Genomic DNA, 20,982 nt, shown 5'->3' with positions numbered 1-20,982 from the left:
ACTTGCTTTAAAAACTATAGTTTAAGATAATATATTAAAATCTCACAAAAAAATATAACATTATGAATAAAGCTATATTACACACAATTATTGTTTATACTCTCGCTAGTTGTCCTTATTGTATAAAAGCTAAAGCATTGCTTGATGAGAAAAATGTTGCTTATGAGGAAATTGAAGTAAGTAATTTTACTCAGGAAGAGAAAGAAAAATTTATTAAGAAATCCGGTGGAAAAAAGACCGTCCCGCAGATATTTATAGATAATATGCATGTTGGTGGTTGTGATGCTCTGTTTGATCTTGAAAAAGAGGGAAGGTTAGATAAGCTGTTAGAAAATCAGCCAAAGAGGACTTCACCTGCTGCCGGAGCGTAATTAATAAAAACGTCATTGCAAGGAAATTACGAAGTAATTGACGAAGCAATCTAAGGAGTTTGTTATTATTTTATGAGATTGCCACGCTCCCTACGGTCGCTCGCAATGACGATTTAGTATCCACGCGAGCAATGCCCGCTTGCAATGATGCTGAAAACTACCAAAACTTTAAAATGTTCAAAAATAAAACTCGCAAAAATTCATTCTCTCTACTTCTGCCGTATTTATGGTCGAAGGATTTTGATATACGCCTGTGTATTGTTACCTCTCTTATTTGTCTAGTCATAGCTAAAGTAATAAATATTTTCGTTCCTATTGTTTATAAATATATAATAAATGGGCTAAATAAAAACTTTGCTCTTTCGGTTATGATCGGGATTATTGTTGCATATGGCGGAACAAAAATACTTGTTCAACAGTGAATTACGAAATATCATTTTTTCAAAAGTAGGGCATCAAGCAACTCGCTTAGTTGCTCTAAATGTCTTTAAGTACATGCTTTAAGTATGCGTTTTCACATTACTAGAAACACAGGGGGCTTAAGTAGGTCAATAGAGCGTGGTACTAAAGGTATTGAAGTGGTACTGCGGTATTCGTTATTTAATATTTTTCCGACAAGCGTAGAAATTATATTAGTAAGCGGGATGTTATAGTATGTTTACAGTATTTGGTTTGCCGTAACTATTTTAATAACAATGATAGTTTATGTTGGTTATATTTGCCTAATCAGTATTTGGCGTATTTCTTTTGCAAGGGAAATAAACTAAAGCGATAACACCGCCAATAATAGAGCAATCGATAGTTTACTGAATTTTGAGACCGTTAAATATTTCGGTAATGAAGAATATGAGGCGATAAAGTTTAATGAGGTTTTACAAACTTATGAAAAATCAGCTACTAAAACTACTAACAGCATATCGATTTTAAATATCGGGCAGGATGTTATAATATCCTTAGGGCTTGTTAGCCTTATGATACTTTCAGCAAATGCTATTAACCAAAATAAAATGACCGTCGGCGATTTAATAATGGTTAATACTTATCTATTTCAGCTATCAATTCTGCTTTCAATACTTGGCTTTGCTTATAGAGAAATTAAAAACGCTCTAGTTAGTATGGAAGATATGTTTAATCTGCTTGATATACCTGTAGAAGTAGAGGATGCTTTGAACGCTAAGGAGCTAATTATCTTAAAAGGTGCGGTTAGTTTCGATAATGTTAGCTTTGCTTATAATCAGGCACGTCCGATTTTACATAATATAAGTTTTACGATCAAGAGCGGTAAAACTTTAGCAGTAGTCGGTAGTAGCGGGGCAGGGAAATCGACGATATCACGCTTGCTTTTTAGGTTTTACAATATTAATAGCGGCAATATTACTATTGATGGTCAGGATATAAGAGAAGTCACGCAACAATCGCTGCGTAAATCTATTGGAATTGTCCCACAAGATACGGTACTGTTTAACGATACGCGATATATTACAACATCGCATACGGTAATAATGCAGCAAGCTATGATGAGGTTATAGCAGCCTCAAAAAATGCTCATATTTATGAGTTTATTAGCACGTTACCCGAAGGGTATGAGACGCAGGTAGGCGAGAGAGGCTTAAAGCTTTCGGGCGGTGAGAAACAGCGTATTGCAATTGCAAGAACCATCTTAAAAAATCCAGCAATATATGTTTTTGATGAGGCAACAAGTTCGCTTGATACTAAAGCCGAAAAGCTAATTCAAGCACGCCTTAAAGAGATCTCGGCTCACCATACTACCCTTATCATTGTCCATAGACTCTCAACTATTATCGATGCAGATGAGATTATCGTTTTAGATAACGGTTATATAGTTGAGCGGGGTAACCATAAAACCTTGCTACAGCACAAAGGCTATTATGCCGAACTTTGGTATAAATAGCAAGAAGAGGAACATTCTTAAAATTTATCATTATATCAACTACAAGCTTTGTTAAGTGGTTTGGTAAAACCAGCTCGATATCATTCCCGTGGAGGTTTTGTTGCGTGGATATCAAGTCGTCATTGCGAGCGAACGTTAGTGAGCGTGGCAATCTCAGGAATTCTTCTCAAGATTGCTGCGTCAAATTACTATGTAAATTTCCTCGCAATGACAAAAAAACTGATCCACGTAGGAATGACATGGATAGCTAATTGATATTTCAAAAAAATTGGCTAAAATCTCTTGCAAGAATAGCGGTGACGTTATTCCGGGGTTTCAAAGCCTCTATCCTAAGCGGTATTATCAGCCGTATAAATGGTATAATCCTTGACTTCATGGTCGGGGGATAGTAGCTATGTACAAGGTTTAAAGTCTAAGCTTTAAACCTAAAAGCTATTATAACTGTTCTGTGACGGTTCTTTGAACGTCCCAACCACCCGAAGTTAAAATCTTCGGTGGTTAAAACTTGAGCAATTTAAGTGTAATCACGGGAGCAACTACATGTTCAACAAAAATAATAAATTATTATCTAAAATATTACCGTTCTCTAAGAAAAATAAAGATTTAGAAAAACTAAGATCTAAGTTTAAACAAAGGTTAGCAGAACAGGTAACGGTAGATGAGATAACAAGAATAGAGCAGCGTTCATTATATTTAGAAAGTATAAAATAATTCTAATATATAATAAAGTTTGTTAACTTTTACGATTATGTTATTGCATAGAAACGGTTGATGTCGTCATTGTAAGTGACTAAAGGCCTTGTTGTATGGTTCGTTTATGTCATTTCCACGCAAGCGGGAATCCAGTAAAAAATGATAAAACAAAGAAAATTACATAAAAATTTAGTATATAATTTGCTTAAAAAACTAGATTCCTGCCTTCGCAGGAATGACATCGGCATCCGCGCAACAATGTCCCGCAGCAATGACATCGGTAACTTAGAAATAATGCCACGATTATAAATACAAGCAATCCTTGAAAGAAATTTATTATGTCTCTATTATTAAATATAATTCATTAAATTTAAGGCTAAGTAATCGTGACTGATAAATCTTCTTCTAATTTAGTACCGGTAAATATTGAAGATGAGATGAAAGTATCTTATCTTGATTATGCTATGAGCGTTATAGTAAGTAGAGCTATACCGGATGTTCGGGACGGCTTAAAGCCGGTACATCGCCGAATTATCTATTCCATGCATGAAGCCGGTAATCATGCTAGTAAACCTTATAGAAAATCCGCTAGAATAGTCGGTGACGTGATGGGTAAATACCATCCGCACGGCGATAGTGCTATTTACGATGCGTTAGTACGTATGGCACAAGATTTTTCCTTGCGTTTACCGCTTGTAGACGGGCAGGGTAATTTCGGTTCGATGGATGGTGATGCGGCGGCAGCAATGAGATATACCGAATCTCGAATGGCCAAAGTTTCGTATAAGCTCGTAGAGGATATCGATAAAGAGACTGTCAGCTTTAACCCTAATTACGATGGTTCTGAAGAAGAGCCTTCCGTACTTCCTGCAATGTTTCCCAATTTATTGGTGAACGGTAGCGGAGGCATTGCGGTCGGTATGGCAACTAATATCCCGCCTCATAATCTTGGTGAGGTTATCGATGCGTGCTGTTTATATATAGATAATAACGATATAGAAATATTAGATTTACTTGAAGTTGTTAAAGGACCGGATTTTCCTACAGGTTCAATGATTTTAGGCATTAGCGGTATTAGATCGGCATATCTTACCGGTAGAGGGAGTATCATTATGCGAGGTCGAGCCGAGATTGAGAATATCGGTAATAGCCGTCAAGCAATTATTATTACCGAAATACCGTATATGGTAAATAAGGCAAGGCTCGTTGAGAAAATCGCTGAAATGGTTAAGGAAAAGCGTATAGAAGGTATAAGTGATTTACGTGATGAATCGAATAAAAACGGTGTAAGGATTTTTATTGAGTTAAAGAAAGACGTAGTTGCTGAAGTAGTCTTAAATCAAATATACGCATGTACGCAGCTACAAACTAGCTTCGGTGTTATTATGCTTGCTCTTAAAGACGGGCTACCGAAAGTGATGAATTTGAAAGAAGTAATTGCAGCTTTCGTTAGTTTTAGGGAAGTAGTGATTACTAACCGTACTATATATTTACTCAATAAAGCAAGAGATAGAGCTCATATTTTACTAGGACTAACTATTGCCGTTAGTAATATCGATGAAATAATACGTATTATTAAAGCTTCAAATGACCCGAATGCAGCTAAACAAGAATTAATGGTTCGTCAGTGGGAAGCATTAAATATCCTACCTCTTGTAAAGTTGGTTGATGATAAAGCAATGTTAAACGAGCAGGGTAAATGTAACTTTACCGAAGTGCAAGCTAAGGCAATCTTAGAAATGAGATTGCAACGCCTGACCGCTATGGAGAAAAACAAGCTTGAAGAGGATTTAAAGAACCTCATTACGGAAATCACCGAATATCTTAATATACTTGGCTCTCGTACAAGGTTACTTGAAATTTTAAAGGAAGAGCTCATTAAAGTTAAAGAAGAATTTGCGACTCCTCGTCTTACTTCAATTGAATTCGGCGAATTTGATCAAGATATAGAAGATTTAATTCAGCGTGAAGAAATGGTTGTAACCGTAACGCTTGGCGGGTATATCAAGCGTGTACCTCTAAGTAGCTATCGTGCGCAAAAACGTGGCGGTAAAGGAAGATCAGGGCTTTCAATGCGTGATGAAGATATTACCACGCAAGTTTTTGTCGGTAGTACCCATACTCCTATGTTGTTCTTCTCAAATATCGGTCAGGTTTATAGTTTAAAACTGTATAAACTGCCTTTAAGTAATCCGCAGGGTAAGGGTAGACCGATGGTTAATATATTACCGCTGAAAGCAAATGAGCATATTACGAATATTATGCCGCTACCTGAAAATCAGGATGAGAGGGATAATTTAAACATTATGTTCGCAACTGCCAAAGGTAATATCAGAAGAAGCGATTTATTAGATTTCAAAAAGCTTCAGTCGAACGGTAAAATTGCTATTAGGCTTGATGAGGACGATAAATTAATAGACGTAAAACCATGTAAAGAAGACGAACATATTTTACTTGCTACCAAAGCCGGTAAAGCTTTAAGATTCCCTGTTGAATCGCTGCGTGTTATTAAGAGCCGTACTTCTGATGGGGTACGAGGTATGAAGCTTGCCAAAGAGGATTCCGTAATTTCTATGACTGTGCTTAAAGGTATTAGTAGTACAAAAGAGGATAGAGATGCTTATTTATCCGTGCCGTGGGAGCAGAGATTAGAGATTGCTAAAGGTGAGGCGTTTAATCCTGAAGAACTTGGCGTAAGCTTAACTGCCCCGGCTATTGTAGAAATGGCAAATTCCGAAGAATTCATTTTAACCGTAACTGAGAACGGTTTTGGTAAGAGAAGCTCAGCTTATGGCTATAGAATTACTGACCGTGGTGGTAGCGGTATAATCAATATGGATATTAACGACAAAACTGGTTTAGTCGTCGGTGTTATGCCGGTTAAAATGGATGATGAGTTAATGCTGATTACCAATAGCGGTAAGTTAATTCGCTGTAAACTTGAGTCAGTACGTATTACGGGACGTAACACTAGCGGCGTAATCCTATTTAAGCTAGATGATGGTGAAAAAGTCGTGTCTGTCTCTTTAATTGCTGAAACTGCTGAAAGTGAAGAAGATAGTGAGTTAGAGGAAGAGGAATTAGAGCAATCTGAAGAGCTGTAAGGGCTGAGGCGTTGTTATTCCCGCATAGCTCTTAAAAAGCTCTCGATGTCATTCTTGCGAAAGCATTTTGCATAGATACCTAAGTCGTCATTGCGAGGAGGTATTGTTGCGTGGACCGGTAAAACCCACTGTGTCACCCCGTGGTCAAGCCACCGGGATGACAGAGGTGAAATTGCTTCACGCAACAATGCCTTGCGAGCAGCCATAGGCTACGTGGCAATCTCATGAAATAACAACAAACTTCTGAGATTGCGGACGTACAAATTACTTTGTAATTTTCCTCGCAATGACGTTAATTTATTAATTGATCTGCTTTTAGTTAACAATACCCCCCAAAAGAACTTCTAGAAAAGTATTGCAACACTAATTTTTCTCTCTATAATAACTGTATATTGAATTAATATGCAAATATTAACTTTCCAGTCTTTTTTTACTACTATAGCCGGTCTAAGCCGGTAACAATATCTCTATATCTTTCTTTTAATTATATTCATCTATTTAAATTAACTAATTATTAGGTAAGTTTTATGTTGCGTAAAATGCCACTTATTTTAATGGCTATTATCATAGCTATCATATTGTTAAACCCACTAATGAGTTTAGAAGTACAAAGGTTATTGTATTCAATAAGTCTATCTATTTCTATAATTGGATTATTTCTGCCTTTAATTATTTTTGGTTTACTTTTTAAATCTGTTGTAATGCTAGCCAAAGATGCAACACGTATAGTTTTCTTAATATTATTACTAGTATGTGGGTCTAATGTTTGTTCTACCTTCATAAGTTATTATGTAGGTATATACATATATCAATTCGCTTTATCAATGATCTCTCCTATAGAAAATGATAGTTTAAAGCCTTTATGGTTGCTTAATTTTCCTAATATTATTTCTAATGATAAAATCGTATTTAGTAGTATTATCTTAGGCTTTATTTCCTCAAAATTGTGTGCTGAAGTTGCAATTGGATTGGCTTGTAAGCTAGAAGCATTTGTTGCAAAAATATTGCGATTGTTGATCTATATAATGCCCTTATTTATAATGGGCTTTATCGTAAAACTACAGTTTGATGAAGTATTAGATATAATTATTAAAGATTATATGTTCATTTTTGTGACGATCGTATTTGCTCAGTTTGGTTATATCTTTCTTGCTTATTTTATTTTAAGTAACTGTCGAGTTAAGGAATGCATAGCTAGCCTTAGTAATATGATGCCAGCATCTATAAGTGGATTTAGTGCAATGTCTAGTGTTATAAGTATGCCACTTAGTATAAAATAGGAGCGGAAAATAATACAAATAATAAAGCACTCGCTCGTACCGTTGACCAATAACAGTCAATATTCATCTTGTTGGAGATTGTTTTGCCATATCGATTTTGGCTTATGCTATACTAAAAAGTTATGGATTAGCTGAACCTACTTTATTTAATTATTTTACTTTTTATTTTGTATTGGCAAAATTTTCAGTAGCAGCTATACCAGGTGGTAGAATTATTGTAATGCTACCTATACTTGAACAATATCTAGGTTTTAATACTAATATGATGCCTCTGATTACAGCTCTTTATATCTTATTTGATCCTGTGATCACTTGTGCTAATGTTTTAGGAAATGGTGCTTTTGTTAAACTGATAGATAATATATATAGTGTAACTCAGAAAGCTTAATTTAAGCAAGTCATGTTCCACCGTGAGCATTAATAAATATTTTAGCAATAGGACGAGGTTTCTCAAAATACTCTAGGTTCTTGCGTGCAGAAAATTAAATTATTTGTATTTTTAGATATTTTTGAGCAAAAATTAATAAGAACGCAAGAGCCTAATATCTCTTTTGCTTTTAAAGTAATTGTTGAATTATCTATATTTGATAAATTAGATATGTGTGTTCCTTGAATTATTATTTTTTACGAAGAATTAGTGAATTTTTTAATCAAATCTCAAATATTATATAATTGATTTAAAAGAGAAAAAGCATATAATCTTTGTGTGGCAAGTGATATATTGGTAATAAATTATGATGTGGTTATTAATTGCAATTGGTTTAACCGTTGCGGTTCTTATTATAGGGGTAGTATCGATGGCTATCGAAGGAAAGTTTGATAAGACATTTAGTTCAAAGTTAATGACTTTAAGGGTTTTTTTTCAGGCAGTTGTTATATTTTTATTGATTATAATGTATTTTTATAAAGTTAATTTATAAATGTTTGAAAATAACTCAAAAGCTACTTAATCGATTTCTCTAATTTCTTTACGTAATTCTTCCCATTTGTCTAAAATTTCTTCTAATGTAACTTCTTCGACTGTTTTTTCTCCATCTTCAAAGTCCTTTAAATCTCTAATCAGTTTCTCTAGCTTTAATAATGAAATTTTTTTTTCATTATACTGATCGCTACAATGTTCTTCGAGTTGTTCGGCAATTTCTTCAATATCACCCCAATGCATTATTATTCCTCCTTAATTTTATGCAAGCCTTATTTATTAACATGTTATCTGATATTTGCTATTATTTTTTACTAAATATTATTAATTCGACAAATTATTGCAAATAGGTGAGTTTATTATGCAACTATTGCCGGAATTAGGCAGGTTTGCTTTCTTTACATTTTGGTGATTTTATAGTATATTAAAATTAAATATTAAGATTTAATGATGTCAATATTACCGATAGTAACGGCACCTGATGAAAGATTAAAGCAGAAATCTCAGCCGGTTTTAGAGTTTACCGATCAAACACGAAAATTTATGGATGATATGCTTAAAACTATGTACCATGAAGACGGTGCAGGGCTTGCAGCAGTACAAGTAGGGGTATTGAAACGTATTTTAGTAATTGATATACAAGATCATGATTCGGTAGCAAGACCAAAAGATTTTTATCCGCTTTTTATAGTGAATCCTGAAATAATAGAAAAAGCAGAAGAGCTAGTTACGGCTAACGAAGGTTGTATCTCATTACCGGAGCAACGTATTGAGGTGGCAAGACCGGAATCTATAAAGATTAGGTATTTAGACTATCATGGTAAATCGCAAGAGCTTAAAGCAAATGATTGGCTTGCAAGAGTTATCCAGCATGAGTATGATCATTTAGAAGGTAAGCTTATGATTGATTATTTAAGTAATTTAAAACGAGATGTAGTACTTCGTAAGCTTAAGAAACTCAAAAATAATATAGTGTGAAAGTAATCTTTATGGGAACGCCTGAATTCGCTGTTCCCGCTCTTAAAAAACTTATAACTCATCACGAAGTTAAAGCTGTTTTTACACAGCAACCTAAAGCTAAGGGCAGAGGACTTAACTTAGCTAAATCTCCAATACATCAATTAGCATTTGAGCATCAAATTCCTGTTTATACTCCTTCTACTCTTCGTAATGATGAAATAATAAATCTAATTAATAAAGTTAATGCTGATATTATAGTTGTTATTGCCTATGGTTTTATTGTGCCGAAAGCTATATTAGAAGCTAAGAAATACGGCTGTCTTAATATCCATCCATCCGATTTGCCTCGTCACAGAGGAGCGGCTCCTCTGCAGCGTACTATTATAGAGGGTGACCGGAAAAGTAGTGTATGTATTATGCGTATGGATACAGGGCTTGATACAGGTGATATATTGATGAAAGAAGATTTTGATTTAGAAGAAAGAATAACATTGGAAGAACTGCATAACAAATGTGCAAATCTCGGAGCGGAGTTATTAATTAAAACACTTGCAAATATCGATAATATAGTACCAATAACACAGCCAAGTGACGGCGTTACGTATGCTCATAAATTAACTAAAGAAGAAGGAAAAATTAATTGGCATGAATCCGCATATAAAATAGATTGTAAAATAAGGGGCATGAATCCTTGGCCCGGAGCATATTTTAGTTATAATGATAAAATAATTAAAATCCTTGAAGCAGAATATTTAAATGCGGATCATCACTGTACTTCCGGTACCGTTATTAGCGATAAGCTGGAAATAGCTTGTGGAAGCGGTATATTACGAGTGAAAAAACTTCAGCAAGAGAGTAAAAAAGCTTTGAATATAGAAGAATTTTTACGTGGTACAAATATTTTAAAAGATACAGTATTAAAATAAGAGTATTATTATGGGTAAAGATAAAAAAGAAGTTAGGTTTAATGATAATTGAGACGTTAAGGAGTTTACCTTAAAGTTTGAAAAGAATAGTGATATTTATTCTTTAAAAAGGAAAGTAATTAATATAGTAGATGATGAAGTAGAGGATCAAACTAAGCTACTTACGGAAACTCAATTTCTTGTGCAAAAAACTCCACATGGTAAAACATCTCAATATGAAATTAGCGGCTTTATTAACAAAGCCGGCGCACATATAAACGATCCAAAGCAAATAAAAGAAATTTCAAAATTATACGCTCGTGCCGTATTTGCTGATTTACAGAAAAATATTTTAGGTAAATTTGATAAGAACGGTAATTTAAGTATAACTAAAGATTTTGCAATTGATGAAAATCCAGTCTTTAGAAAAGACGGTAAATTATTATGGGTTAAAACTCAAAGCGGTTTGATAAATAGAGAAGGAGAAATGACAGCAGTAAATCATATTTTACAAAAAGGCAGATTTTTGTTTGAAGATTTAGGCGGTAAGGTAGATACAAAATTAGGGACCACAAATCTAAACAAAAAGCCGACAAAGCCTACTTTAAAAAGAGGTTAAAATAACTTTAAGCCTTCTCATAAGAAATAAAATTAAAATTATTTGAAATTAGTGTTTGACAAGCTTTAAAAATATAGATATAAAACCATCACACAAAGTTTGAAACGTAAAACTTTGTAGCTGTTTAAAAAGTTGATAAAGCTAAAAACTAAATACACCGCGATAATAAAAATTTATATCGTGAGTAGATGCTGAAAATAAGAAAAATAATTGTGGAATTAATTCTGTATGCATTGTGTAATCTCAAGTTAAAAGCATAAGTAAATATAATAAGAGCATTTGGTGGATGCCTTGGCACTAGAAGGCGATGAAGGACGTAATACGCTGCGATAAGCTTCGGGGAGTTGCGAATAAACTTTGATCCGAAGATTTCCGAATAGGGGAACCTACCTAATTTATTAGGTATTGTATAGTGAATACATAGCTATATGAGGCAAACCCAGCGAACTGAAATATCTAAGTAGCTGGAGGAAAGGACATCAACCGAGACTCCGTTAGTAGTGACGAGCGAACGCGGATCAGGCCAGTGGCTTCAAAAAAATAACTAAAACAACATGGAAAGGTTGACCATAGAGGGTGATAGTCCCGTATAGGTAAAAAGTTTGAAGTCCTTGAGTAAGGCGGGACACGTGAAATCCTGTTTGAACCAGGGGGGACCACCCTCTAAGCCTAAGTACTCTCTAGTGACCGATAGTGAACAAGTACCGTGAGGGAAAGGTGAAAAGTACCCCGACAAGGGGAGTGAAATAGTATCTGAAACCAAATGCTTACAAGCAGTCGGAGCAAGCGTATTTATATGTCTTGTGACGGCGTACCTTTTGTATAATGGGTCAGCGACTTAGTTTATCTAGCAAGCTTAAGCCATTAGGTGTAGGCGTAGCGAAAGCGAGTCTGAATAGGGCGTTTAGTTAGATGAATTAGACCCGAAACCGGGTGATCTAGCCATGGCCAGGTTGAAAGCGGAGTAAAATCCACTGAAGGACCGAACCCACTACTGTTGAAAAAGTAGGGGATGAGCTGTGGTTAGGGGTGAAAGGCCAATCAAACTCGGATATAGCTGGTTCTCCGCGAAATCTATTTAGGTAGAGCGTTATAGCGATTACCATCGAAGGTAGAGCACTGAATGAGCTAGGGGGTCCCACAGACTTACCAAACTCAATCAAACTCCGAATGTCGGTGAGTACAGCATAGCAGACAGACTATGGGTGCTAAGGTCCATAGTCGAGAGGGAAAAAGCCCAGATCGCCATCTAAGGTCCCTAAATCATGACTAAGTGTTAAAGGATGTGAGAAGACCAAAACAACTAGGATGTTGGCTTAGAAGCAGCCATCATTTAAAGAAAGCGTAATAGCTCACTAGTCTAAATAAGTTTTCTTGCGCCAACAATGTAACGGGGCTCAAGTCATGTACCGAAGATGCGGGTTTATGCATTTGGCATAAATGGTAGCGGAGCGTTCCGTAAGCCTGCGAAGGTGAACCGTGAGGTTTGCTGGAGGTATCGGAAGTGAGAATGCTGACATAAGTAGCGATAAAGAATGTGAGAAACATTCTCGCCGAAAGTCCAAGGGTTCTTGCGTAAAGTTAATCTGCGCAAGGTTAGTCGGCCCCTAAGATGAGGCTGAAAGGCGTAATCGATGGGAATCAGGTTAATATTCCTGAACCTGAAGGATGTGACGAAAATAGTAAATTGTACAGTCTTATTGGATTGATTGTGCGGTGAATATTTTCCAGGAAATAACACCTTCATTATAGACCGTACCCGAAACCGACACAGGTGGACAGGTAGAGTATACCAAGGCGCTTGAGAGAACGATGCTGAAGGAACTAGGCAAATTGCATCTGTAACTTCGGAAGAAAGATGACCTGTATATGGGCAACCATGTGCAGGTGGCACAAGCTAGGGGGTAGCGACTGTTTATTAAAAACACAGGGCTCTGCAAAGTCAATAGACGATGTATAGGGTCTGACGCCTGCCCAGTGCTGGAAGATTAAAAGGAGGGGTGCAAGCTCTGAATTGAAGTCCCAGTGAACGGCGGCCGTAACTATGACGGTCCTAAGGTAGCGAAATTCCTTGTCGGGTAAGTTCCGACCCGCACGAATGGCGTAACGATTTCCCCACTGTCTCCAGTATCGACTCAGCGAAATTGAATTCTCCGTGAAGATGCGGAGTTCCCGCGGTCAGACGGAAAGACCCCGTGAACCTTTACTATAGCTTTGCACTGGTGTTAGGAATCAGATGTGCAGGATAGGTGGGAGACTACGAAGCGAAGGCGTCAGCCTTTGTGGAGTCACCCTTGAGATACCACCCTTTTGGTGCTTGACATCTAACCGAGATCCTTGAATCAGGATCCGAGACAATGCATGGTGGGTAGTTTGACTGGGGCGGTCGCCTCCCAAAGAGTAACGGAGGCGCGCGATGGTTAGCTCAGGTTGGTCGGAAATCAACTTTTAGAGTGCAATGGCATAAGCTAGCCTGACTGCGAGTCTGACAAGACGAGCAGAGACGAAAGTCGGTCATAGTGATCCGGTGGTTCCGAGTGGAAGGGCCATCGCTCAACGAATAAAAGGTACTCCGGGGATAACAGGCTGATGATTTCCAAGCGTCCATAGCGACGAAATCGTTTGGCACCTCGATGTCGGCTCATCACATCCTGGGGCTGGAGAAGGTCCCAAGGGTTCGGCTGTTCGCCGATTAAAGTGGTACGTGAGCTGGGTTTAGAACGTCGTGAGACAGTTCGGTCCCTATCTGCCGTGGGTGTAGGAAGTTTGAGAGGATCTGCCTTTAGTACGAGAGGACCGAGGTGGACGTACCCCTGGTGGACCAGTTGTCGTGCCAACGGCACAGCTGGGTAGCTAAGTACGGAAGGGATAACTGCTGAATGCATCTAAGCAGGAAACCCACCTCAAAACTAGACTTCCCCATTAGAGCCGTGGAAGACCACCACGTTGATAGGTCGGGTGTGGAAGCACAGTAATGTGTGTAGCTAACCGATACTAATAGCTCGATTGATTTACTTTGCTGTGAGATTACATATGCATATAGTGTTAATGCTATAAGAGTGTAGTATCTACTCACAAAGTTATCAGGTTAAATAGTTTTATCAACTAATAAAAATGTTATTGCATAACTAATGTTATACTGTAGCCCTGCCACGATATCCAGCGAAAATTATTTTGCTGAGTATCGTAGTAAAAGTTAAGATATGATGTTGAGAATTTTTTTGAGTCGTGCAACAACATTAACAGCAAACTATAATACAAATCTATCTTTTTAAAAGTTTGTATTGCTAGCTTGGTGGTTATAGCATGAGTGAAACACACGATCCCATCCCGAACTCGAATGTGAAACCTCATAGCGCTAATGGTACTATGTCATAAGGCATGGGAGAGTAAGTCGCTGCCAAGCTTGCAATGCAAATTGTTAATTACCTTTCTTTCTCTTTATGAGAATATTTTATATTCATAATTTTTACCTTTCTCTATATTAGTAATGCTTACGCATTAAAGAATAAACATCAATTTATTTCCATAGAATCGCTAAAATCTAACATAGAAATTAAAAAGCTATTTAAAGAAAAAAAATACTGGTCAATTTATTTTAGAGTAATTAATGAAGGTGGAATTTTAACTCAAGAAGGTTATATTCTACAAGATACTCAAACAAGCTTAGGTGATCAACATCGTTTATTAAAAAAACGAGATATTAATACTGAAAATCCTTTATATTTTAATGGAAAATTAGCAGTAATTTTATCTTGTGGTTCTGAAAATTGGTATCATTGGCTGCTACAAATTTTGCCTAGATTAATTATATTAAAAGAATCAGCTCTTGAATATGATCGTATCTATATTAATAATTTAAAATATTCATGGCAAATTAAGTCATTAGAAATAGTATTAAATTATTTAAATATACCGGAAGATAAGCTTTTTGTAGTAAATAGTGACTGTATAATTCAAGCTACTAGACTAATTGTTCCATCTGTACAGTTTATTTCCGTAAAAGGTACACCTTTGCCTTTATGGTTAAAAAAAGATTTAAGAAATATTTTTATTAAAGATAATAGTAAAGTATACGATAAAATATATATTTCTCGTAAATACGCTTCTACCCGAAAAATAGTTAATGAAGAGGAATTAATAGAAAAAATTGAGAGATCCGGTTTGAAAGTAATATATCTAGAGCTATCCTTCCCGTATGAACAGGCCCGGCTTTTTAATAAAGCAAAAATAATAGTTGGATCGCACGGATCAGGATTTGCTAACTTTATTTTTGCGGCTCCAAAATGCAAAGTAGTAGAGATTGATCACGGTACAACTCCCTCTAAAAATTTTTATAAAAGAATGGCAAATTATATGTCATGCGATTATTATCCTTTTTATGTAGATCATCAGACAACAGAAGAGCATTTAGAAGACGATATAAAGATCAATATTGATGAATTTATTAAGTTTCTTAGAGGTCATCTGTAAATAAATTTTAATTAGTAATTAAAGAGCTTTTTTAGCGAAAATTGAAGTTAATTCTTAAAATCATTATTTAATAAATAAGATTCGCTATTCATTTCATTTAGTCTTGAAATAGTGCGTTTAAATTCTGCGGCTCGTGCTGAACCTTGATATATTTTATTTGGGTTATCTTCTAGGCTCATAAATAAGAGTATTTTATAGAAATAGGCATTATCGATAAAGTTGATAAATCTAACGGCTGTATTTGTATCGTTAGAATCGATAGTATGAACGTTCCCCACTATAATAACGTTAAAATTTTGGCAAATATTAACATAATCGATATAGCTTAAGCCTCTTGTAAATAATTCATTATAATCTGTTACTAATATTCTTTTATGCACTTTTTGAAAGGATATTTCTCTACCTAGAACCTGTATATTTTGAGGAGCAAGATTATTATCACTAATATCCGTGATAATTTTTTCAAGTTTGTTTTGGTTTTCTAAAGTTAAAGGATAAATTATCCTTGCCTCTTTAACTCTTAACGCTTTATCAAATCGATAATCATGTTGATTATCTAGATATTTAACATAAAATGTATTATTGATTATCTTTATAAAAGGTAAGAAAGATTCTCGTTGTAATCCGTCTTTGTACAGATTATTGGGACTCGTGTTAGAAGTTATAAAAATAAAAATATTTTGCTTTATTAATTCATTAAATAATCTACCGATTATCATTGCATCAGTAATATCTTTAATTTCAAACTCATCTATACATAACACTTTAGTTTGTTTAGTATAGTTTTTAGCAATTTTAGGGATGATATCTTTCTGATTTGCTGTTTGTAATTTATGCATAGATTTATGAATTTCCTGCATAAAGTTCTGATAATGTATTATTATTTTAGGTGTGGTTAATTCTTCACAAAAAGAATTCATGAGCATAGTTTTACCGCTGCCCACCGGACCGTATAAATAAATTCCGCTTTCTAAGTTGTTTTTATTAAAGAATTTGAATAAACTTTTAGGTTTATTAAGTGCTGCTGCCAGCTGTTTTAATTCTTCTCGTAAAGCAGTTTGTTTTGAATCTCGTATTAATGAAGTAGAGGATTTAATCATCCAAAATATTTTTTATCTAGTTTGTTATAGGTTTTTTCTAAAATGTCGTTCCTAGCTAAAAGCAGGAAGGTTTTGTTGCGTGGATCAATTTCACCTCCGTCATCCCATGGTTTGACCACGGGATCCAGTGAAAAATGCTAACCTTTAGCATTTTTTGTTATTTTTGCTAGATTGCCACGCTCCTTTTAGTTGCTCGCAATGACGGTTGTGATTATCATTTCCTACATAAAAGCGTTGCATCGCCGTAGCTAAAAAAACGCATTGCTTCTTTTATAGCATATTTATATAATTCATGCATTTCTTTAAATCCGGCAAAAGCACATATAAGCATAAATAAAGTAGATTTAGGAAAATGGAAATTAGTAAGTAGCATATCGGCTGTTTGAAATTTAAAACCTGGGGTTATGAAAATATCGGTTTTAAAGCTACCTGCTTTTACGATGCCGTTATTGCAAGAACTCTCAAGTGTTCTAAGTGTTGTAGTGCCGACTGCGATAATACGTTTCCCTTCTTGCTTTGCTTTATTGATAATGTCAGCAGTGTCAGGAGTAATAGAGCAATATTCGGTATGCATTTTATGTTCATGAATATTTTCGGTTTTTACAGGTAAAAAAGTTCCAGCTCCCACATGTAATGTTAAAAATGTGGCTTGTATGCCTTCTGCCTTAAGCTTATCAAGTATATCCTTTGTAAAATGCAAGCCTGCTGTCGGTGCTGCAACTGAACCTTCTATTTGGCTATAGACAGTTTGATAGCGGTCGTTGTCGTTTTGAGTGTTGGTCATCCCGTGGTTTGACCACGGTATCCAGTCATTATTTAAATATGCTTTGGATCCCGTGGTCGTAGCCACGGGATGACATAATGAGTGTGAACGCCTAATATAAACCGGTAGCGGCATCTCACCGTATTTATTTAAGAACTCGAATACAGAAATATCATTAAGCTCAAATTTTACTTTAATCTCACCCATTGCAAGTTTTTCGGTAATAATTACCTTATGATTATCAAAATAAAATTCATCATTTACATGAAGCTTTCGAGCTGGTTTAGCAAAAGCCGACCAACTATCATCTGATAATTTTTGATTCAAATTTATTGTAATATTTTTCCCCAAATTTAACTTTGCTTTTATTACCTTACTATTATTAAAGACTAATAAGTCCCCTTCTTTTAAGTAATCTATTATGTTGTAGAATTTGGTTTTAATAGGCGGCGTAACAGCAATTAGTAAATCTGAGTTATCACGTTCACTAGATGGATATTGTGCGATCAGTTCGCTTGGTAAATCAAAGTCAAAATCAGATAGTTTCATTGTTTAAATATTAGTGGCTAAAAAAGTGATTATAACAGCATATGACAATATTTAATATAATATTTTAGTGTATTGATTGCTTACTAATAAATAAACTATTTGTTGATAAAATGATTTTTTTCTGTACGATACAAAATACTATCAATTGAATCATTAAGGGAAATACTTGATAATCGATGATATAATTAGAAATAAATTTCATGAGATATTAAGCAGTAAAGATATAGAAGAAAATATGGGATTTAATAATATATATAAAATAAAAAGATATGAATTTTTTAGAGAAAGTTGTGTCAAAGAATTCAAAGCTTTGATTGAAGATCCAAATACAGAAGTATATACATTGGAAGGTGAGGCTAAATCTTTTTGATATTTTGCGTGTCATAATAATCAGAAAGGGATAGTAAGGCTTCTACTTGCAAAAGGTGCAAATATAATCCTTGACCACAACAGCGGTACCGTTTTTCACACTGCCCTAACAGCTCAACATTTTGATATGGCAACATTTCTAATTGAAAATGGTGCGGATCCTAATTACGTAACAGGTGACAATATGACTTATATGGTAAAAGTATTGTTACAATATGGTGCTAATCGGATATACTCGATCCTGACGGTCAAATGGTCCGTGACAAGGAAGCAATTTATGAACCTCTGAAAGCTCTTTTAACGCTTGAATCCACATTGCGTAAGAATGATTACAAGAAAATTAAGGCTATTGACAAGAAAGATTTAGCTGCGTTTGTTCAATGGAAAGCAGCAATATTACCGGTTGTAAAAGATGTTTCTAAGGATGATTCTATAAAAACAACCATTAATAGAATTAGTAGGAAAGATAGCTAAATTGATACCGCCTTTAGAGTTTTTATGCATTTTAAAAATTGAAGATATTATTGATAGTAACGCTACAGATAAGATAGAATTACCTAAGAGTGCAATAAAAGCGATGACAGAGTGCAGACTACTTCAAGTTGAAGCAACAGGAGAAATAGTGGCTCATAATGATTTAGTTTAAAGGTTGAGGCTGGTTTTATGTCATTCCTGCGAAAGCAGGAATGACATAAAACATGGGTAATACCTCCTCACACTATTAACCCTTTAACTTGAGAGTTCCATAATTTTTGATATAGCTTACTATTTTTTAGTAATTCTGCATGGTTACCGTCATCGATTATACTTCCCTTTTCAAAAACTAAAATTCTATCCATATTGAGTAAAGTAGATAATCTGTGGGCAATGACTATCACGGTTTTATTTTGCATTAAATAATCCATTGACTCTTGAATCAGGCTTTCCGTCTCGCTATCTAAGCTACTTGTTGCTTCATCGAGAATTAAAATAGGAGCATTTTTTAAGATGGCTCTTGCTATGATAATTCTTTGACGCTGACCGCCTGATAAGTTATTCCCCCGTTCACCGCACATAGTATCGTAACCGTCCAGTAGATTATCGATAACATCATGAATATGTGCAGCTTTTGCTGCTTCTATAACCTCCTCAAGAGTAGCTTCTTTTTTCCCGTATCTGATATTGTCCAAAATGGTACGATGAAAAAGCACCGGTTCTTGAGGTATAAGGCTAATGGCTTTTCTTAAAGAATCTTGAGTTACGTTTTTAATATTTTGATTATCTATTAAAATCATTCCTTCTTCTATATCATGTAACCTCGTGAGTAAACTAATAAAAGTGGTTTTCCCTGAACCTGAAAATCCAACTAGTCCTACTTTTTGTTTACTCGGTATTAATACCGATTTATTATAAAATAGCTTGTTATTATGATGATAATTAAATGTAACATTTCTAAATTCAATAACCCCTTCTTTGATATCTAATGGAGTAGCGTTTGCAATATCAGTTATAATATGCGGTGCCATTAAAGATAAGCCTTGATTAAATGCCCCGACCTGCTCGAACATATCACCGATTTCTTGCGTTAAATCCCAAATATCGTCTGCTACATTTATACATAATGTTAGTACTAATACGCAATCACCTATGCTTATAGATAATTCGCTACGAAGTTTAGATAAATAATAAATCATTATAAAAATCATTATTGAACAAGAAGTCCCAAGAGCATAACGCAATTTGAACATAAAGAATTGCATAGTCTGCTCATCGGCTACGGCATTTTCTACTCTTGTTTCGAGATGTTGACGTTCAAATTTATGGGCTGTAAACATTCTAACCGCATTAATGTTGCTAATTGCATCTACGATACTACCGGCAACAAAAGATTGGCTTCTAGCATAATTTAATGAGTATTTATTGATTTTATCGGAGAAAAGAACACTAAGTCCTAAAAAAACCGTAATCCATAAAATAAATATCGTAGCAAAAACGTAATGTACCGAATGTAAAGCAATTAATGCAAATACAATAATAGCGAGTTTACGAAGAATTTTTTCACCGAATATTGAAATAATCATCTCAAACGATCTTGCAGTTTCGGTAATACGATTGCTAATATGTCCTGCTAGATTATCCTGAAAGAATTTATGGCTATGATATTGGGTATAATTATAAAGTTCATTTAGTATTTTCCCTTTTATTATGGGCATAGTCTTGAGATACAAATAATCATATGAACGATATGCTATATTAATACTCTCCCACCAAAGAGCATAAAATACTGCCCAGTAAATCATGGAAGATAAAAGATTATTAGCGTTCTTATCGCTGAAAGATTCTATTAAATCAATGATTTTCTGAAGTAATATACTATCAATCGCCGGAATCATACCGAGTAAAATACAAATTACAGTCAATAAAGTCATTTTAACTTTATCGAATTTTAAAAAATAAATACTTAAGCTAAATGTTGATTTAGATAAAGTAGGGTATTTTATCACGATAATGTACCTCGATTTTAAAATAATATATTAATTCGTGTTATTGTGGAGCATATTTTAATTTAATTATTTTAAAATATACCTAAAAATATTAAATCTGTGGAAAAATAATAAACAAGCCTTGCTTCTTACCTTAAATAATGCTACAAAATTCAGACAATAACTTCAACATCATTAGAAATGCAAGAAAAAGAATTATCTAATAATTTTTTAGAAGAACAAGAAAAGTCTAAGGAAGACAATTATCCGTTCTTTGATGTAAAATATATTTGTCAAGCAAGTTTATTAATTACGGATTCTATCCGAAAAGGGTATGATGTAACGCAATTGCCCAATGGTGATATTAATGTTACAGAAGTAAGAATAGTAAATGTTCATTATAATTGGAACTCCGAAAAAGGAAAATTTGTTAAAACTAATCAGATAGAATTTAATAATAGCAAAGGTGGATGATTAAATCAAATACTGTATACTCGCTTAAT

The 20,982-nt window shown here is 34.8% G+C and carries 19 protein-coding genes, 2 rRNA genes and 2 pseudogenes; 19 read left to right on the top strand and 4 right to left on the bottom strand.

From position 1 onward, the window contains the following. Positions 1-62: 62 nt before the first annotated feature. The 8 genes and pseudogenes from grxC (at position 63) to RSIB_RS03775 (ending at position 8,280) form a co-directional block, all read left to right on the top strand. Positions 63-371 (top strand): glutaredoxin 3, encoded by a 309-nt coding sequence (gene grxC / locus RSIB_RS03760; RefSeq protein ID WP_004996476.1) that lies wholly within the window; start codon positions 63-65, stop codon positions 369-371. A gap of 173 nt (positions 372-544) precedes the next feature. After that, a pseudogene (locus RSIB_RS10185) lies at positions 545-2,283 on the top strand (ABCB family ABC transporter ATP-binding protein/permease). A gap of 540 nt (positions 2,284-2,823) precedes the next feature. Beyond that, positions 2,824-2,994: a hypothetical protein gene (locus RSIB_RS09095; protein ID WP_004996471.1), complete on the top strand. Its 171-nt coding sequence runs from the start codon at positions 2,824-2,826 to the stop codon at positions 2,992-2,994. Positions 2,995-3,362: 368 nt separating this feature from the next. Then, entirely contained in the window at positions 3,363-6,080 is a 2,718-nt protein-coding gene (gyrA, locus tag RSIB_RS03765; protein WP_004996468.1) for a DNA topoisomerase (ATP-hydrolyzing) subunit A, read from the top strand. A gap of 527 nt (positions 6,081-6,607) precedes the next feature. After that, on the top strand, positions 6,608-7,360 hold the full coding sequence (locus RSIB_RS10180) for a cation:dicarboxylate symporter family transporter (protein ID WP_004996464.1): 753 nt from the start codon (positions 6,608-6,610) through the stop codon (positions 7,358-7,360). Positions 7,361-7,457: 97 nt separating this feature from the next. Further along, positions 7,458-7,748, top strand: coding sequence for a cation:dicarboxylate symporter family transporter (locus RSIB_RS10175; protein ID WP_004996461.1), 291 nt, complete (start codon positions 7,458-7,460; stop codon positions 7,746-7,748). Positions 7,749-7,832: 84 nt separating this feature from the next. Next, entirely contained in the window at positions 7,833-7,973 is a 141-nt protein-coding gene (locus RSIB_RS05880) for a hypothetical protein (RefSeq protein WP_014273244.1), read from the top strand. Between the two features lie 121 nt (positions 7,974-8,094). Beyond that, positions 8,095-8,280, top strand: a complete 186-nt coding sequence (locus RSIB_RS03775; RefSeq protein ID WP_004996460.1) for a twin transmembrane helix small protein — start codon at positions 8,095-8,097, stop codon at positions 8,278-8,280. A 26-nt stretch (positions 8,281-8,306) separates the two neighbouring features. Here RSIB_RS03775 and RSIB_RS03780 read toward each other — a convergent pair whose 3' ends face one another. Then, a complete protein-coding gene (locus tag RSIB_RS03780; RefSeq protein ID WP_004996457.1) occupies positions 8,307-8,522 on the bottom strand; it encodes a Fe-S cluster assembly protein IscX in 216 nt (71 codons plus the stop codon). Positions 8,523-8,729: 207 nt separating this feature from the next. Here RSIB_RS03780 and def point away from each other — a divergent pair, with 207 nt between their 5' ends. The 6 genes from def to RSIB_RS03800 all read left to right on the top strand — a co-directional run bounded on the left by def (position 8,730) and on the right by RSIB_RS03800 (position 15,236). Beyond that, positions 8,730-9,257 carry a peptide deformylase gene (gene def, locus RSIB_RS03785; protein WP_012150494.1) on the top strand — a complete coding sequence of 176 codons (528 nt, stop codon included), beginning with the start codon at positions 8,730-8,732 and terminating at the stop codon, positions 9,255-9,257. After that, positions 9,254-10,165, top strand: a complete 912-nt coding sequence (fmt, locus tag RSIB_RS03790; RefSeq protein WP_032850864.1) for a methionyl-tRNA formyltransferase — start codon at positions 9,254-9,256, stop codon at positions 10,163-10,165. Before def ends, fmt begins: the two co-directional genes overlap by 4 nt. 181 nt (positions 10,166-10,346) lie before the next feature. Beyond that, complete coding sequence (locus RSIB_RS03795; protein WP_004996452.1) at positions 10,347-10,763, top strand: hypothetical protein; 417 nt, start codon at positions 10,347-10,349, stop codon at positions 10,761-10,763. Positions 10,764-11,021: 258 nt separating this feature from the next. After that, positions 11,022-13,782 (top strand): 23S ribosomal RNA (locus tag RSIB_RS05875). A gap of 272 nt (positions 13,783-14,054) precedes the next feature. Continuing rightward, positions 14,055-14,169 (top strand): 5S ribosomal RNA (gene rrf / locus RSIB_RS05870). A gap of 389 nt (positions 14,170-14,558) precedes the next feature. Continuing rightward, the gene (locus RSIB_RS03800) at positions 14,559-15,236 is read left to right on the top strand and encodes a glycosyltransferase family 61 protein (protein WP_004996449.1); all 678 of its coding nucleotides are present in this window, start codon (positions 14,559-14,561) and stop codon (positions 15,234-15,236) included. A gap of 47 nt (positions 15,237-15,283) precedes the next feature. Here the strand turns inward: RSIB_RS03800 and zapE are convergent, their stop codons facing one another. Next, the gene (gene zapE, locus RSIB_RS03805; RefSeq protein WP_004996447.1) at positions 15,284-16,336 is read right to left on the bottom strand and encodes a cell division protein ZapE; all 1,053 of its coding nucleotides are present in this window, start codon (positions 16,334-16,336) and stop codon (positions 15,284-15,286) included. A gap of 214 nt (positions 16,337-16,550) precedes the next feature. Next, on the bottom strand, positions 16,551-17,648 hold the full coding sequence (queA, locus tag RSIB_RS03810; RefSeq protein ID WP_004996445.1) for a tRNA preQ1(34) S-adenosylmethionine ribosyltransferase-isomerase QueA: 1,098 nt from the start codon (positions 17,646-17,648) through the stop codon (positions 16,551-16,553). Between the two features lie 166 nt (positions 17,649-17,814). Between queA and RSIB_RS09690 the strand changes: the two genes are divergently transcribed. The 4 genes and pseudogenes from RSIB_RS09690 to RSIB_RS09675 all read left to right on the top strand — a co-directional run bounded on the left by RSIB_RS09690 (position 17,815) and on the right by RSIB_RS09675 (position 18,663). Next, complete coding sequence (locus tag RSIB_RS09690; RefSeq protein WP_004996444.1) at positions 17,815-18,018, top strand: hypothetical protein; 204 nt, start codon at positions 17,815-17,817, stop codon at positions 18,016-18,018. A 6-nt stretch (positions 18,019-18,024) separates the two neighbouring features. Further along, positions 18,025-18,306: pseudogene (locus RSIB_RS09685) on the top strand (ankyrin repeat domain-containing protein); the annotation flags it as partial. After that, positions 18,270-18,491, top strand: a complete 222-nt coding sequence (locus RSIB_RS09680) for a hypothetical protein (protein WP_004996443.1) — start codon at positions 18,270-18,272, stop codon at positions 18,489-18,491. The pseudogene RSIB_RS09685 and the gene RSIB_RS09680, both read left to right, overlap by 37 nt. 1 nt (position 18,492) lies before the next feature. Further along, positions 18,493-18,663 carry a hypothetical protein gene (locus tag RSIB_RS09675; RefSeq protein ID WP_004996442.1) on the top strand — a complete coding sequence of 57 codons (171 nt, stop codon included), beginning with the start codon at positions 18,493-18,495 and terminating at the stop codon, positions 18,661-18,663. A 67-nt stretch (positions 18,664-18,730) separates the two neighbouring features. On the opposite strand, the gene RSIB_RS03825 is transcribed toward RSIB_RS09675, so the two are convergent. Then, entirely contained in the window at positions 18,731-20,500 is a 1,770-nt protein-coding gene (locus RSIB_RS03825) for an ABC transporter ATP-binding protein (protein WP_004996441.1), read from the bottom strand. Positions 20,501-20,680: 180 nt separating this feature from the next. Here RSIB_RS03825 and RSIB_RS03830 point away from each other — a divergent pair, with 180 nt between their 5' ends. Continuing rightward, positions 20,681-20,953 carry a DUF2671 domain-containing protein gene (locus tag RSIB_RS03830; RefSeq protein WP_004996440.1) on the top strand — a complete coding sequence of 91 codons (273 nt, stop codon included), beginning with the start codon at positions 20,681-20,683 and terminating at the stop codon, positions 20,951-20,953. The last annotated feature ends 29 nt before the right edge of the window (positions 20,954-20,982 follow it).

This window comes from Rickettsia sibirica 246 (assembly GCF_000166935.1).
GTDB classification, from domain to species: Bacteria; Pseudomonadota; Alphaproteobacteria; order Rickettsiales; family Rickettsiaceae; genus Rickettsia; species Rickettsia rickettsii.
This window is presented reverse-complemented; position numbering and strand designations above follow the sequence as displayed.